The following is a 14,443-nucleotide window of genomic DNA, read 5'->3' as shown; positions in this document are numbered from 1 at the left end:
CTTCGACGACGTGCGGCTCGCGTTGTTCGTCGTGATCGCGAGCCTGCACGCGCCGCTCGACACGCGCGTCGAACGGCTGCGCGTCGAATTCCTCGTGCCCGCCGACGCGCAAACGGAACGCTGGTTCCGCGATGGGCGAACGAGCGTGGAAAACACCGCGTAGGACGCAATAACCGAAGGGCATTGCGCCGCCTTTACGCGAGCGAAACCGTGCAATGCGCTTTGGTTGGTGCGTCGTACGCGTCGGGACGGCGCAATGCGCTTGCGCTCATTGCGCCCTACGATCGCCGCGCTTTACGCGGCTTCGTCTTTCCGCTCCTCCGGCCACGCGAGCTTCTCGGCCTCGTAGCGCGTCAGCAGCCGATGCAGCCGCTCGGCGACGCGGCGGATCTCGCCGGCATCGTGCGGGGCGGGCGGATTGTCGATCGGCGTCGGGAACGCGGCGTCGGTGACGAGCAGGTTCGTGGTTTCGCAGCCGTCACCGGCGAGATCGTAGAGTTCCCACTCGTCGGCGTGTTCGCCGGACGGATCGAAATAGCGCGCGAGCTTCCAGTCGCCGGAGCGCACGCAGCGCACATGGTTGGGCTGGCGCACCGGACCGGGCGCGAGGTCGGGCACGGGGCCGCTGTGCGGCACGTTGCTGCTGCCGTGGCGCACGGCGTCGACGACCTGCAGGAACACGGCGAACTCGCGCTCGGAATGCCACTGGTGCGGATCGGCCGCATCGGCGAGCGGCTGCGTGATTTCGTCGTCGGTCGCGAACAGCACGCCTTCGCGCGGCGTGCCGTCGGGCTCGATGACGGTATCGGTCTCGCCGCGGATCAGCGGCGCGAGGTTCGCGCCGACGAACGGCGGCACGGGGCGCGTGGCGCGCAGCTCGGCGGCGATGCGGTCGACTTCGTGTCCGCCGATGCCGGCGAGGCCGAGCAGCGTCGGCACGATGTCGACGTGACTCGTCAGCGCGTCGATCTGGCGCATGTCGCGATGGGGATTGATCCGGGCCGACTGCACCAGCACCGGCACGTGCAGGGCCTCCTGGTAGGCCGTATGCCACTTTTCGATGAGGTAGGAATGCGCCGCGCCGTATTCGCCGTGGTCGGCCATGAACACGACGATGGTGTCCTCGCGCAGGCCGCAGGCGTCGAGCGTCGCGAGCACGCGGTGGATGTGGCCGTCGACGAGATGCTGCAGCCAGGCGTAGTACTGCACGAATTTGAGCGCGGCATCGTCGGGATCGGCGGTCAGCTGGAATGGAATGCCGCTCATCAGGGTTGCGGTGACCGGGTCGAGTCCGGCCTGCTGTTCGGCGCTGAGGCCGGTCTTGCTCGCGAGCGCGAGCCCCATCTTGTAGGCGTAGTCGTACTGGCAGCCCGGCTTGTTGCGGCGCAGGTCTTCGCGCGTGGTCGGTGCGACGCCGGCGTTGTCCTGCGGAAAGCCGCGCGGATTCAGATCGAAGCGATAGCTGCCGGCGGTCGGCGGATTCGACAGCGTGCCGGCCGCGGGTACGGTCAGCGGGCCGAGCTTCGGCGCGTTCGGATCGAGTCCGCGCGGCAGCGCCGGATAGGTCGCGATGTCGTGCGGATTCGCGAACGACGCGACCGCGAGCCAGGGTTTCTGTTCGGTCTCGGGCGACGGTGCGCGCGGCGCCGTCTGCAATTGCTGGGCGAGCTTGCGGTTGTAGTTCAGGCCGAGCGACTGGCCGCGCAGGAAGCCGCAGACGAGATCGGCGAAGCCGATGTCGCGATACGCGCCCAGATTGTTGATGCTCGATCCGTGCGGCTCGGGCCAGGACAGTTCCCAGTCGTCGAAGCCGTAGGCGTGCAGGCTGTGGTCGCGCGGGTTGCTGACGTGCCACTTGCCGAAGTAGTGCGTGCGATAGCCGGCGCCGCGGAACCAGTGGCCGAGCGTCGGGATGCCGTCGGCGGCGAGCCACGGAAAGCTTGGCGCATCGCCGTTCTTGAACAGGCCGTCGGTCTGCGTGACGCCGGTGCGCGTGCCGTATTGCCCGGTCATCAGCGCCGCGCGGCTCGGGATGCAGGCCGACGAGGCGATGGTGTGCCGGCGCAGCACGACCGCGTTCTCGCGCAGCGCGCACAGGCCCGGAAACCAGTCGCGGTACGCGGCGATCTGCGCATCGTCGCCCTGGAAGCCGATGATGTGCTTGAGCGCCGGCGCGAAGCCGCCGTCGGGTCCGTAGGCGAAACGCGGGAAGCGCAGCTGGTCGACGAGAATGACGAGGATGTTCGGACGCTTGGCCTGGCTGTTCACGGTTCCCCCTTCGACGTTAGTGGAATACGCGTAAGCGATCACAAATTCACATTGACGGCCGAGTGTATGCCAGCGGCATGTCGCTTTGTCGACACGGGGAGCCCCTCAGTGCCGACCGTCAGTCCGCGATTCCCGTCACATACCTGAACTGCGGCGGCATTAGCATGGACATTCCTGTCACGGCTTGCGGCGAGGATCGGTCATGCGCGGATTCCTGGTGCTGATGGCGTTGAGCGTTGCGGCGCCGGCCGCGGCGCTGACCGCCGGCGACTTCGCCTATCGCACGGTGACGAGCGACGGCGGCAACGGCTTCGCGCTGCCGTATCGCATCCATGTGCCGGCGGCGTGTGCGAGCCGGCGCTGCCCGCTCGTGCTGTTCCTGCACGGCGCCGGCGAGACCGGCAGCAACAACACGGCGCAGCTCAACAATCGCGCGAACGGCGCGTTCCGCCTGGCCGAGGACGCGCAGACGCTGGGCCAGCCCGTGATCATGGCTGCACCGCAGGCGCCGGAATGGTGGTCCAACGAGAACCCGACCGGCGGTCTCGCCGATCTCGTCGACGACGTGCAGCGCGAGTTCGGCTTCGATCCTGCGCGGCTCTATGTGACCGGTCTTTCGATGGGCGGCGGCGGCACGATCGGATTCCTGCAGCGCTACGACGCGGTCGCCGCGGCGGCGATTCCGATCTGCCCGGCCGGCGTCGTCAGCAGCACGATCGACCGCGACCGTCTGTGGGACACGCCGGCCTGGTATTTCCACGCGATCAACGACGGCACGGTGCCGGTCGACAATTCGCGCACGAGCGTGACGACCCTGCGCGCCGGCGGCGGCGATCCGCTGTACACGGAATTCGCGAGCGGCGATCACGGCATCTGGACCGAGACCTACAAGGTCGCGAAGCTCGCGCCATGGATGCTCGCGCAGCGCTGGCGCCTGCCGATGGTCGCGACCGGCCCGCGCGTGACTCTGACGACGCCCTCGACGGCGCTGCGCTGGTATACGAATGCCGCGAGTACCGCGACGGCCGGCACGATCGCGGCCGACGCCGTACCGACGGTGGTCAACTATGTCTTCGGCGCGCTGCAGGGCACCGCGGCCGGCACGACGAGCTTCACGACCGGCGCGCTCGCGATTCCGCCGAACGCGACGACGACGTTGCGGCTGCAGGCGACCGGCACGAGTCATGTCGCGAACTACGGCGGCAACACCACGTTCTCGCGCAGCGTGCGCGTGACGCATCCGGTGCCGGCCAATCGCGCGCCGCGCGCGGCGCTCTGGGTCGAGCCGGTCGCGACGGTCGGGCAGCCGCTGCGCCTGCGCGCGCTCGTCGACGACGACGCGCAGCCGCAGGCGGTGCCGGGTGTGACGTTCACGCTGATCGAGAGCCCGTCCGCAGCCGCGATCGAGGTCGATGCGGCGACGCCGGCGCTGGCCTGGTTCACGCCGGCGCAGCCGGGGCTCTATCGGTTCGAGATGCGCGCGAGCGACGGCGCGCTCGAGACGGCCGCGCGCGCGAGCGTGCTCGTGCTCGGCGCGGGCGCGCCGCGGCCGGCGCTCGTCGCGATCAACAGCGGCGGACCGGCGCTGACATTGAGCACGGGACAGCCGTTCGTCGCCGACGCATCGTTCACCGGCGGCGCGACCGAAGCGCTGACGACCGGCGTGACGAGCCTCATGGGCACGCAGGACGACGCGCTGTATCGCACGATGCGGCGCGGCAACAGTTTCAGCTATGCGCTCAGCGTGCCGAACGGGCGCTATCTCGTCGTGCTGCATTTCGCCGAGTGGCGCTGGTTCACCGCGGTCGCGCGCGGCATCGACGTCGCGCTCGAAGGCGCGCCGATGCTCGCCGGCTTCGATCTGTACCGCTGGGCGGGTCTGCGCAACGCGCTGCGCATCGGCGACGTCGTGACGGTCAGCGACGGCACATTGAATCTGGCGGTGCAGAAGACCGCCGGCGCGAACGGCGAGGCGCGGCTCGACGCGTTCGAAGTGCTGAGCCTCGGCGCGGGCGACGTGATCATGCGCAACGGGTTCGAGCCGCCGCTCTGATGGCCCCCGCGGCGCGTGCTTGCCGTGGACGAGGGCAGAACCCGTCCGCCGGAGCACCGTCATGTCCCGCCTGCTGCGTCTCGCACTGCCGTTCTGTCTCGCGTTTGCCGCGGCTTCGGCCGTCGCCGACGACGGCGATCCCGATACGAGTTTCTCGAGCGACGGCAAGGCGACGTTCGCCTGGCCCGATGGACAGGTCCAGGCCGAGACCACGGCGGTGGCCACGTTTGCGGACGGTTCCATCGCGGTAGCCGGGTGGATCGACAACGGCAACAACAATCGCGACTTCTCGGTCGTGCGCTTCACGCGCAATGGCGACGTCGACACGATGTTCGGCAATCTCGGCAGCGTCGTCGTGCCGTTCGACATCATGCCGGGCGCCGACGATCGCGCGGTCGCCGCGTTCGCGCAGGCCGACGGTTCGCTGCTCGTCGTCGGACATGCCGGCATTGCGGTGCAGCCGTATCAATATCCGGCGCTGATACGCCTGCTGCCGAACGGGCAGCTCGATCCGTCATTCGGCACGGGCGGCAAGTACGTCGTCACGTCGCATCCGCTCGGCACCGGCGCGAGCCTGCTGTTCACGAAGGCGCTGCGACAGCCCGACGGCAAGATCGTGCTTGCCGGCATCTGCGGCAGCTGCGGCAACGGCGGGCCGCCGGATTTTCTCGCGCTGCGCCTGCTTGCCAACGGCCTGCCCGACGCGGGGTTCGGCAATCAAGGCTGGTTCAACGCGGGGCGCGTCGACGGCACCGCGTGGGTCGACGAAACGCTGACCTCGATCGCGCTCGACCCGGCCGGGCGCCTGCTGCTCGGCGGCTATCAGGAAGTGCCCAGCGATCCGAACGAGCGCCGCACGCCGCTCGTCGTCTGCGTCGGCACGAACGGCCAGCGCGACCCGACGTTCGGCGACGATGGCTATTCGGCGATGAACCTGCTCGGCAGCTGGGAGGTCGGCGCGATCACGGCGGCGCAGCGCACGATCGCCGGCGGCTTCATCCAGCGGCGCATCTTCGTGGCGGTCAATCTCGATGCGGACAATTCGCAGACGCCGGCGAGTTTCCTCATGGCGATGAATCCCGACGGCGACGTGCTGGACACGTTCGGTACGAACGGGCTGACCGACCTCACGCGCGAGGAAGGCACGAAGATCCGCGCACTTGTCATGCGCCCGGACGACACCGTGACCGCGGCCGGCTGGATCGACCGCGCCGGCGCGGCGCAATACGATTTCTTCGTCGGACGCACGCTGTTCGACGGCACGCTCGACACGACCTTCGACAACGACGGCGTGCGCGTCGTCGCGTTCGACCTGACCACGAACGGGGAAGACCTGCCGACGGCCATGACCCTGTCGGCGCTGCGCCCCGTCGTCGCCGGCATCGCGCGCAAGCAGTTCGGCTCGCAGATATGGAACACGGCCGTGCTGCGCATGAATTCGGATCTGATTTTCGAAAGCGGGTTTTGAGGGGCGGGAGTCGAAAACGCTGGAGTCCTCTCCCCCGACGTTGTCGGAGGAGAGGGAGTCGCGCGGCTGCAATTTCGACGGTTTCGGGGAGTTCGGCCAGTTCAGACATGGAACGGCATGAACCTGCGTTCCACTCTTCTACGATTCCCGATTCCCGCCTACGGACACACCACCGCCGTGCCCACGGTATCGGTGCAGTTCGCGGTCGTGTTCAGCGGACGGCCCAGCGTGTAGTTCGCAAGAACTCCCGGCGTCACGTTGCCGTTGATGTACTTCAGCGCTTCGAAGCCGATCAGCGGCAGGCCGCGCAGGCCGGGGCCGGCCGAACCCGCGGGCAGGAACGGGCGCGGGATGTTGCCGCCGCCGACCGGCGTGAGCGTCAGCAGGCCCGTTTCGGTGGCCGGCACCGGATTGCCGACGTGCGTGCCGACGCGCGCGCCGAGCACGGGTGTGCCATCGACGCCGGGTGCCGGGCCGAAGCTCACGACGTCGGTCGCGTGGCAGAACGCGAACTGCGGCAGCGTGCTGACGGGCGGCGAGCCGACCGGGTCGGGCGTCACGGCGATCGTGCGGCCCTGGCGGTCGAACAGCGTCGCGTCGAACGGCGAGCACGAGGCGTCACGATCGGTCGTGTCGAACGCGCTCGCGAACGGCGCTAGCTGCGTGACTGCGCGCGTCGCGTCGGCGTGGAAGCGCTTGGTCGGGGCGGTCACGACCCACTCGGTGTTGCTGCCGAGGCCCGCTTCGCGCGACACGTCGCCCGACAGCGCATCGGCCATGAGCACCGCGGAGACCGCGTTGGCCGCGCGATGCGGCGGATAGACGAGGTCGACGAGCTTGCCGCCGACGAAGACCTGGGCGCGCACGGCGCTGCCGCCGTCGTTGACCGAGGCGAATGCGTCGTAGGCGGCCGGGTCGATCGTCGTGGACAGCAACTGCGTCGAGGAGAACGCCTCGAGCGCGGTCGCGTTGCCGCCGAACAAGGTGCCCTCGGCGACGTCGACGATCGCGAAGCTGCCGCGCAGCCCGCCCGACGGCGGCCGCGTCAGCGGTCCCGCGGCGATCGCGCGCAGGTCCTGGAACACCCCGCACTGGCGCTGGATCGCGGCGGTGTTCAGGTCGCCGAACAATTCAGCCCGCTCGACAATGTGGAAATAGCCTTCGCGCATGCGATCGGGCCCCGTCGGTCCGCCGTCCTCATTGCCGTCGGAGTAGTCGTACGGCAGGAATAGCTGATACGGCGCGCCGAACGCAGTGCCGGTCCAGACGTCGACGCCCGGCACGGTGCAGCTGTCGTCGCGTACGCCGACGGCCGCGGCCGGGCGGTTCTGATCGAGGTGCTCGAACGTCGTCGCGGTCCAGGTGTCGTGCGGCGCGAGCACGACGTCGAAGCGCAGCACGACGCGGCCGTTGTAGGCCTCGCGGAAGCTCACCTCGGCGAGCTTCGTGCGCGGCGTCGTGTTGACGACGCTGAGTATGGTCTGCTGCCCGGCATTGACCGTGTAATACGGAAACAGCAGCGCCTGGCCGGTGCCGCGCGAATTGACATAGACGGCGGAGGCCGGCAGCGCCGCGGCGGCGAGCAGGACGGCGCCCAGGGAACGAAACAGGTGGGACATGGCAGAACTCTCCTCGTATCGGGGGCGGTCGCGGCGCATCACGGGCACGGTGCCGAGCCGCCCGACGAGCAGGCGGCGCGCGAGGTCAGCGCGCGGCCCAGCGTGTAGTTCGCGAGGACGCCGGGCGTCAGGTTGCCGTTGACGTACTTCACGGCTTCGAAGCCGATCACGGGCAGGCCGCGCAGCGCGGGACCGTCGGTGCCGGCCGGCAGGAACGTGCGCTGGTCGCCGATGACACCGAGCGTGAGTTCCAGCGATCCGGCGTCGGTCGCAGGGCTGGCCTCGCCGGCGCGCGCGCCGAATGCGGAGCCGAGCACCGGCGTCGCTTCGAGCGACGGCGGCGCGTCATAGGCGACGACATCGACCGCATGGCAGAGCATGAATTGCGGCGGTTCGAACGGCGGAGGCGGGTCGAGGAACGGTCCTGGCAGCAGCGCGACGCTGCGACCGCGGCGATCGTGCAGAGTCGCCGCGAACGCCGTGCAGGCGCGATCGGGACCGCTCGCGCCGAACAGGTTCGCGAACGGCGCGAGCTGCGTCAGCGCGCGGTCGCCGTCGGCATGAAAGCGCTTGGTCGGCGCGCTGATCACCCATTCCGAGTTGCTGCCGAGCCCCGCTTCGTGCGTGACGTCGCCGAGCAGTGCGTCGGTCATGAGCAGCGCCGACAGCGCGTCGACCTTGCGGTTCGCGGGATAGGTGAATTCGACGAGCTTGCCGTCGACCGGCACGCGCGCGCGAATCCCGTCGGCGGCGACGGCCGGTGCGGCGAACGCGTCGAACAGGATCGGATTTTCGTTCGGCACGAAATGCGGCGTCGTGCTGAAGCCCTCGATCGCGGTCGCGTTGCCTGCGAGGATCGTGCCCTCGGCGACGTCGACGACGGCGAAGCTGCCGCGCAGGCCGCCGGCCGGCGGACGCAGCGAGGCGTGCGTCGCGATGGGTTTCAGATCGGCGAAGCGATTGCAGTTGCGCGTGTTCGCCGCGACCGCGAGGTCGTCGACGAGTTCGGCGCGCTCGACGAATTCGAAATAGCCCTCGCGCATGCGCGTCGCGGCGCGCGGACCGCCGTCCTCGTTGTTGCCGGTGTAGTCGAACGGCAGGAACGACTGGGACGGCCCGCCGTTGGCCGTGCCGGGATTCGTCCAGGCGTCCAGCGTCGGCGAGGTGCACGAGTCGTCGCGCCGGCCGAGGTGCGTGATGCCGTCGGCCGGCGATTCGAACACCGTGCCGGTCCAGGTGTCGTTCGCGCCGAGGATCACGTCGAAGCGCAGCACGAGTCGGCCGTTGTACGCCTCGCGGAAATTGACCTGCACGATCTTCGCGCGCGGCGTGGTGTTGGCGAGCGAGAAGATCGTCTGCTGCCCCGCGTTGACCGTGTAGTACGGATACAGCAGCACCTGGCCGGTGCCGCGGGGATTGATGAACATGGCCGCCTGCGCCGGCGCGACGGCGCAGGCGAGCAGGCAGAGACCGAGCAGTCGAGGACGCATTGCGGACACTCCCTTGTTGTTGTTGTGGAGGGATGCGATTAAATACGATCGGATTCGTAGCATTTGTTAATTTCAAGCTAAGCGCCGCGCCCGCGTCGTGCCGTTACCGATTCGTTTCCGCCGCGGGGCTTTCCGTCGCACCGGTGCTGGAGCGCCGCCGGTGCCGCCGCTACGATCGTCTGCCGCGCGCCCAGGCGAAACGATGAACGTCCGACAGGTCAAAACCTTCTGCCGCGGTCTGCCGGCGACGCGGGAGCGTCTGCTCGGCGCACCGGAAAACATTCTCGTGTACTCGGTCGGCGCAAAGAACTTCGCATGGTTCAAGACCAGCGAACCCGAGCGCTGGCGCTTCAGCTTCCGCGTGACGCCGGAACGCTTCGTCGAGCTGACCGACATGCCGGGTGTGAAGCCCGCGCGCTACATGGCGCGCTTTCACTGGATCACGATCGTCGACGTCGCCACGTTTCCGGCCGGCTATCTGCGCGAGCTCGTGGTCTGGGCGCACGGGCGCGCAGCGGGCGGCCTCACGCGCAGGAGGCGCCTCGAACTCGGGCTCTGAGAAATGAGTGTTGAGGAATGAGAGACGGGTAGCGTGGTCGCGATCTCCCGTTCGTCACTCCTCGACACGCATTCCCCGGCTGCCGCGGAGAAAACGTCGCGCGACTGCGTACTGCGGAACGACGGCGGCGCTGCGCCCGGCCACGAGGCCGGCCGCGCGTATCGCCGGCCTTTCATCGGAGCCTCATCCATGCAACGTATCGCTCATCCGTTTCACCGCGCCTGCCTCGCCGCCGCCGTCGCCCTCGCGCTGGCCGGCTGCCAGGATTCCGATGCCGGCGGCAGCGCCGCGCGTCCGGCGCAGACACGCATTGCGGCCGCACCCGCGCCGGCCGCCGTCGCCGATCCGCAGGCCGCGCTCGTCGACGAAGTGGCCTCGGCGCTGCAGGCCTGTTCCTACGACGGCGCGCCGGTGCGCGTCGGCAAGGTCGGCGCGGCGCCGCCGTCGGAATGCCGCGACATGGTCGCGCAGATCATGGCGTTCACGGGCCTGCCGCAGAACTTCACCGTCGTCGAGGCGCCGGTGCCCAACGCCGCGGCGGTCATCCTGCTGGACGACAAGAAGATTCCGCAGCGCGTGATCGCGTTCAACAAGGATTTCATGGGCATCGTGCGCGCGTCGACGCGCGGCAACGCGTGGGCGCCGGTCAGCATCATGGCGCACGAGATCGGCCATCACCTGTCGGGTCACACGATCACGCCGGGCGGCAGCCAGCCGCCGACCGAACTCGAGGCGGACAAATTCAGCGGCTTCGTGCTGTACAAGATGGGCGCGTCGCTCGACGACGCGCAGACCGCGATGTCGACGCTCGTCGCCGACGGTCCCGACGGCGCGACGCATCCGGGACGCGGCAAGCGTCTCGCCGCGATCAAGGAAGGCTGGACCCAGGCCTGCCGGCAGCAGGGCGCCGGCGAGTGCGGCGGCCTGTCGCAGGCGGCATCGACGATCGCGATGCAGGCACCGGTCGTGACCGCGCCGGCGGCACCGGCACCGGCGCGTACGGAGCCCGCGCGCGTCGAGGCGGCCGCGGCCGCGCCGCAGACCGCGAGCGTTCCGCCGCCGCGCGCGAGCGCGCCCGCGCCGGCCGTCGCGCCACGCATCGCCGCGGCCGGGGGCGTCGACACGATTCCGGCGCCGGGATCGACGCCGTCGAAGTTCGATCGGTTCATCTACGACGAATACGGCGTGCTCGACCCGGCCTGGCGCAAGCAGTTCGAACAGCGGATGTTCGATCACGCGCGCCTGCACGGCGTGGAGATCGTGACGCTGCTCGTGAAGGACCTGCACGGCCTCGACGGCGATGCGTACGCGCAGGCGATCATGCGCCAGCTGCGCGTGGGCAAGCTCGACGTCGGCAACGGCGCGGTGCTCGTCGTCGCGCCGGATGCGAAGCAGGTCGGCCTCGCGATGGGGCCGGGCGTCGCGCTGCAGATGGCCGGACACGACAAGAAGCAGTCGCTCGAGCGCTGGCTCGAAACCGGCTGGCCTAACTGCGCGCGCAAGAACGCCTGCGGCAACTGGACCGAGAACTTCCTGCTCGCCGCCGACCACATCCGCCGCGATACCGACGACATCGAGTGGACGATCCGCTACCAGAGCTTCGGCGAGCTGATCGGCGCGTACACGGCCTACAACGACGAACGCCGCGAGAGCGGCGCGCGCTTCGACCCGAAGACCGATCCGTCCTACGAAAAGATCGCGCAGATCGAAGGCAAGGTGATCGCGGTCGACGTGCCCGACGACTACGCCGGCGCGCGCGTCAACGCGATCACGGCGCAAAAGCGCAATCCGCTGCACGTGCAGACGGCCGACGGCTACGCGCTCATGCTCTACGTCGATCCGCATACCGAAGCATTGATGCCCGGTGGAAAACTGCAGGCCGGCCGCAGCTATCGCTTCGTGACGCGCGTGAACAGCCTGAGCTGGAACCGCAAGGACACGCAGTCGTTCGATCTGTTGAGCTATGACAGTGTGAGGTGATGGGGCGCGGATGGGGAATCGGGGAGCTGCCGCGAAAACCTCGCCTTGCCCGGGTGTCGCGAAGCCTGTCCGCTCCGGCCGGGAAACAGCCAGCGCATGCCTTCAAACGGAGAAGCGGCAAACAGTCACTTCTCCGCCTTCTTCACCGTCGGCAGAAACGCAACCTTGGCTTCGCCGCGCCGTTCGCGTTCGCGCGCAGCGAGCCATTCGAGCAGCGGCGCCCAGTCGTCGCGGTGGCTGCGGGCCGCGCCGGACTCGTCGTCGAACAGGCTCGCGCCGGCGGCCGCCAGGCGAACATAGAGCTGCGAATCGCGGACGCGGATCAGGCAGGTCTGGGTCAGGCGCTGCAGCGTGGCATCGAGGTCGCGTGCGGCGACGGTGCGTTCGCGCAGGCGATTGGCGATCAGGCCGACGCGCAGCCGGCCGCCACGCACTTCGGGCAGGCGCCGCACGATGTCGAGGAAGCCCAGCGTCGCACGCACGTCGAGCGGCGAGGGCACGACCGGTACGAGCAGCACGTCGGCATGGCGTGCGAACGGTGCGAATTCGTGCGCGCGCAGTCCGGCGGGCGTGTCGATCAGCAGCACCTGCGTGTCGCTCGGCAGGCGCAGCACCCAGCCGGCACCCAGGCCGTGGGCCGGGTCGTTGCTCGCGAGCGCGCGCAGCGGTGCGCGCTGGGCGCCGCGCAGCTGGGTCCAGGCCAGCGACGAGCCCTGGGGATCGCAGTCGACGAGCGTCGTCGCGCGGCCGGCGCGGGCGTAGTGGCCGGCCAGCGTCGTCGTCAGCGTGGTCTTGCCGCTGCCGCCCTTGCTGTTGGCGATGAGTATGCGGAACACGGCATTTCCCCCGGTCGTCCGGGCCGGCCTCCGGCCGGCGCGGCCTTGGTCTGATCGGCCGTTCGTGCGCGACGGCGGTCCGCTCGCCCCCCTGAAAGTGCGCACGCGCCGATCTTAGGCCAGCGCGCGACCGCTGGATACAGGGCGCCGCGCCGGCGTGCGACTTGCCCGACGAGTTGCGGCTGCAACTGCACCGGCGCGGGCAAGGTCTTGCCGAGACTCGCATCGCCGTAGTGTAAAAATTCCGTTTTCGCCCGGCGATGTGTCGATCGCAGGCCGTTCCGAGGCTCCATGTGCGCATGCAACAAGAAATTGCAAAATATACGTATTAACATGTCGAATACGCCGCGCCGTTCGGTTTCCGTGCGCGCCGGCGTTTGTGCTTACGGACAATCCTGAAATCCGCCGCGCGGACGTGCCGGGCTCTTCCGGGGCGCGCGCGAGCGACGTCGTTGCGACGCCGAGGTTCGCGGGCGATGCGCGCCGGCGCGGTTTCCGGGTCCGAAGCAAGGCGTTCGCGCGCGCAGGGGACGCGTGCCGCTCCGGTTCACGACGCAAGGGGCCCGTCGTGCGTTCACACGCAACGCAAGCCAACCCGAAGTTGACGGAGAACATATGGAAATCCAGAAACGCAATCTGCTGCGTGCGCCGCTCGCGGGCGCATTCACGCTGCTGCTCGGCGGTCTCGCCGCCACCGGCGCGCAGGCGCAGAACTACGAGGCCTACTACGGCGAGCGCGACACGCTCGACGCCGGCGAGGACGTGAAGTCGGTGAACTACTGTCCGCGCACCGGCAGCATCGTTGCCGGCACGCGCCGCACGACGACCGGCATCGAGGCGCTGGTCACGCGCGTCGACGACAACGGCGTCGCGCTGTGGCAGTACGGCTACCGCGTCGGCGGCAGCACGCGCACGACATCCAACGCGATCGTCGAACTGCGCGACGGCACCGGCTTCGCGCTGACCGGCTCGATGGTGCGCACCGACACGCACATCTACGTGATGCGCATCAACTGCGACGGCAAGCCGGTCTGGACGCGCGTGCTCGGCAACACGGCGACCGGCAGCCGCGCGATCGGCTACGACATCATCGAGGCCGGCCCGGTGCTGTCGCCGGTTCCGCCGCCGCCGAGCCAGCTCATCGTCGTCGGCGACGAGAACCTGCCGGCACCGGCCGGCGCGGTCGCCGGCCGCATCGTCCGCCTGACCTCGGCCGGCGGTTTCGTCTGGGACCGCGCCTATGCGCAGCCCAACCATCCGCTCGGCCTGCGCTTCCGCGCCGTGACCGAGAACCGCTCGGCGAACGCGAACCTGCCCGACATCGTCGTCGCCGGTTCGGCCGCGCGCGGCCAGACCTGGGCGACCGACCGCCGCGGCCTGATGTTCCGCACGCTCAGCACCGGCGCGCCGGTCTGCAACGCAGTGCTCGGCAATGTCGACAGCACGAACGAGGACTACTACGGCATCACGCGGCTCACCGCGGCGAACTTCAACAACGAGAGCGTGCTCGTCGGCGCGACGCAGGCCGCAACGGCGGCTGGTCCGTCGGTCTATCTGACGCGCTTCAACGCCGGCGGCTGCGTGCCGCTCGTGCAGTCGGTCTGGCGCGACCTGACCGCGGGTGCGACGGCGTTCGACGTCGTCGAATCGATCGTGACCACGGCATCGGCACCGACCGTCGTCGCGACCGGCACGATCGCCGGCGCGACGGTGGCGGGCGACGGCTTCGCGCTGACCGCGGTCGACGCGAACCTCGGGCCGTTCGGCGGCCAGTACCGCTACAGCACGCAGAGCGACAAGCGCGAAACGCTGCTCGCGATCGACAACAAGCGCGATCGCTTCGTGATGGCCGGCAGCACGTTCACCGACTGGGACGCGGTCAACGACACGCAGGACTTCTATCTCGTGCAGACCGATCCGAACAAGAAGGATCAGTGCGTGCGCGAGTGGGACTTCAGCTGGTCGCCGACACAGCTGCCGTATCAGGTCTTCACGCCGCCGATCAAGGTGCTGCAGGCGATGGCCGTGGTCGAGACCGAAGCGATCGAGGCGCGCGACGAAGGCTATTGCTGTCAGCTCGATCCGAACTGAGCAGGCCGGCCGGGCGCGACCGGCGCGCCCGTGTACATGCGTGAGTTATCCACAATCTCGCCAGGCCCTGTCATGCGGG

General features: G+C 69.3%; 9 protein-coding genes. 5 read left to right on the top strand and 4 right to left on the bottom strand.

Annotated elements, in window-relative coordinates; translation table 11 throughout:
• Positions 1-294: 294 nt before the first annotated feature.
• On the bottom strand, positions 295-2,268 hold the full coding sequence (locus VLF18_RS22005) for a sulfatase-like hydrolase/transferase (protein ID WP_325281778.1): 1,974 nt from the start codon (positions 2,266-2,268) through the stop codon (positions 295-297).
• Between the two features lie 202 nt (positions 2,269-2,470).
• Between VLF18_RS22005 and VLF18_RS22000 the strand changes: the two genes are divergently transcribed.
• Complete coding sequence (locus tag VLF18_RS22000) at positions 2,471-4,321, top strand: malectin domain-containing carbohydrate-binding protein (protein WP_325281777.1); 1,851 nt, start codon at positions 2,471-2,473, stop codon at positions 4,319-4,321.
• 61 nt (positions 4,322-4,382) lie between these two features.
• A complete protein-coding gene (locus VLF18_RS21995; RefSeq protein WP_325281776.1) occupies positions 4,383-5,789 on the top strand; it encodes a hypothetical protein in 1,407 nt (468 codons plus the stop codon).
• Positions 5,790-5,947: 158 nt separating this feature from the next.
• Here VLF18_RS21995 and VLF18_RS21990 read toward each other — a convergent pair whose 3' ends face one another.
• Both VLF18_RS21990 and VLF18_RS21985 read right to left on the bottom strand, forming a co-directional pair.
• Positions 5,948-7,408, bottom strand: coding sequence for a hypothetical protein (locus VLF18_RS21990; protein ID WP_325281775.1), 1,461 nt, complete (start codon positions 7,406-7,408; stop codon positions 5,948-5,950).
• Between the two features lie 38 nt (positions 7,409-7,446).
• Positions 7,447-8,898, bottom strand: coding sequence for a hypothetical protein (locus VLF18_RS21985; protein ID WP_325281774.1), 1,452 nt, complete (start codon positions 8,896-8,898; stop codon positions 7,447-7,449).
• A gap of 202 nt (positions 8,899-9,100) precedes the next feature.
• Here VLF18_RS21985 and VLF18_RS21980 point away from each other — a divergent pair, with 202 nt between their 5' ends.
• Both VLF18_RS21980 and VLF18_RS21975 read left to right on the top strand, forming a co-directional pair.
• Positions 9,101-9,457, top strand: coding sequence for an MmcQ/YjbR family DNA-binding protein (locus VLF18_RS21980; RefSeq protein WP_325281773.1), 357 nt, complete (start codon positions 9,101-9,103; stop codon positions 9,455-9,457).
• Between the two features lie 189 nt (positions 9,458-9,646).
• Positions 9,647-11,437, top strand: a complete 1,791-nt coding sequence (locus VLF18_RS21975; protein WP_325281772.1) for a TPM domain-containing protein — start codon at positions 9,647-9,649, stop codon at positions 11,435-11,437.
• A gap of 125 nt (positions 11,438-11,562) precedes the next feature.
• On the opposite strand, the gene VLF18_RS21970 is transcribed toward VLF18_RS21975, so the two are convergent.
• On the bottom strand, positions 11,563-12,273 hold the full coding sequence (locus VLF18_RS21970) for a ParA family protein (protein WP_325281771.1): 711 nt from the start codon (positions 12,271-12,273) through the stop codon (positions 11,563-11,565).
• A 615-nt stretch (positions 12,274-12,888) separates the two neighbouring features.
• Between VLF18_RS21970 and VLF18_RS21965 the strand changes: the two genes are divergently transcribed.
• Positions 12,889-14,364, top strand: coding sequence for a hypothetical protein (locus tag VLF18_RS21965; RefSeq protein WP_325281770.1), 1,476 nt, complete (start codon positions 12,889-12,891; stop codon positions 14,362-14,364).
• Positions 14,365-14,443: the final 79 nt, after the last annotated feature.

It is taken from the genome of Tahibacter sp., assembly GCF_035481375.1.
Lineage (GTDB): Bacteria > Pseudomonadota > Gammaproteobacteria > Xanthomonadales > Rhodanobacteraceae > Tahibacter.
Note: the sequence above shows the minus strand (reverse complement) of the source record. Positions and strands in the feature narration are given on the sequence as shown.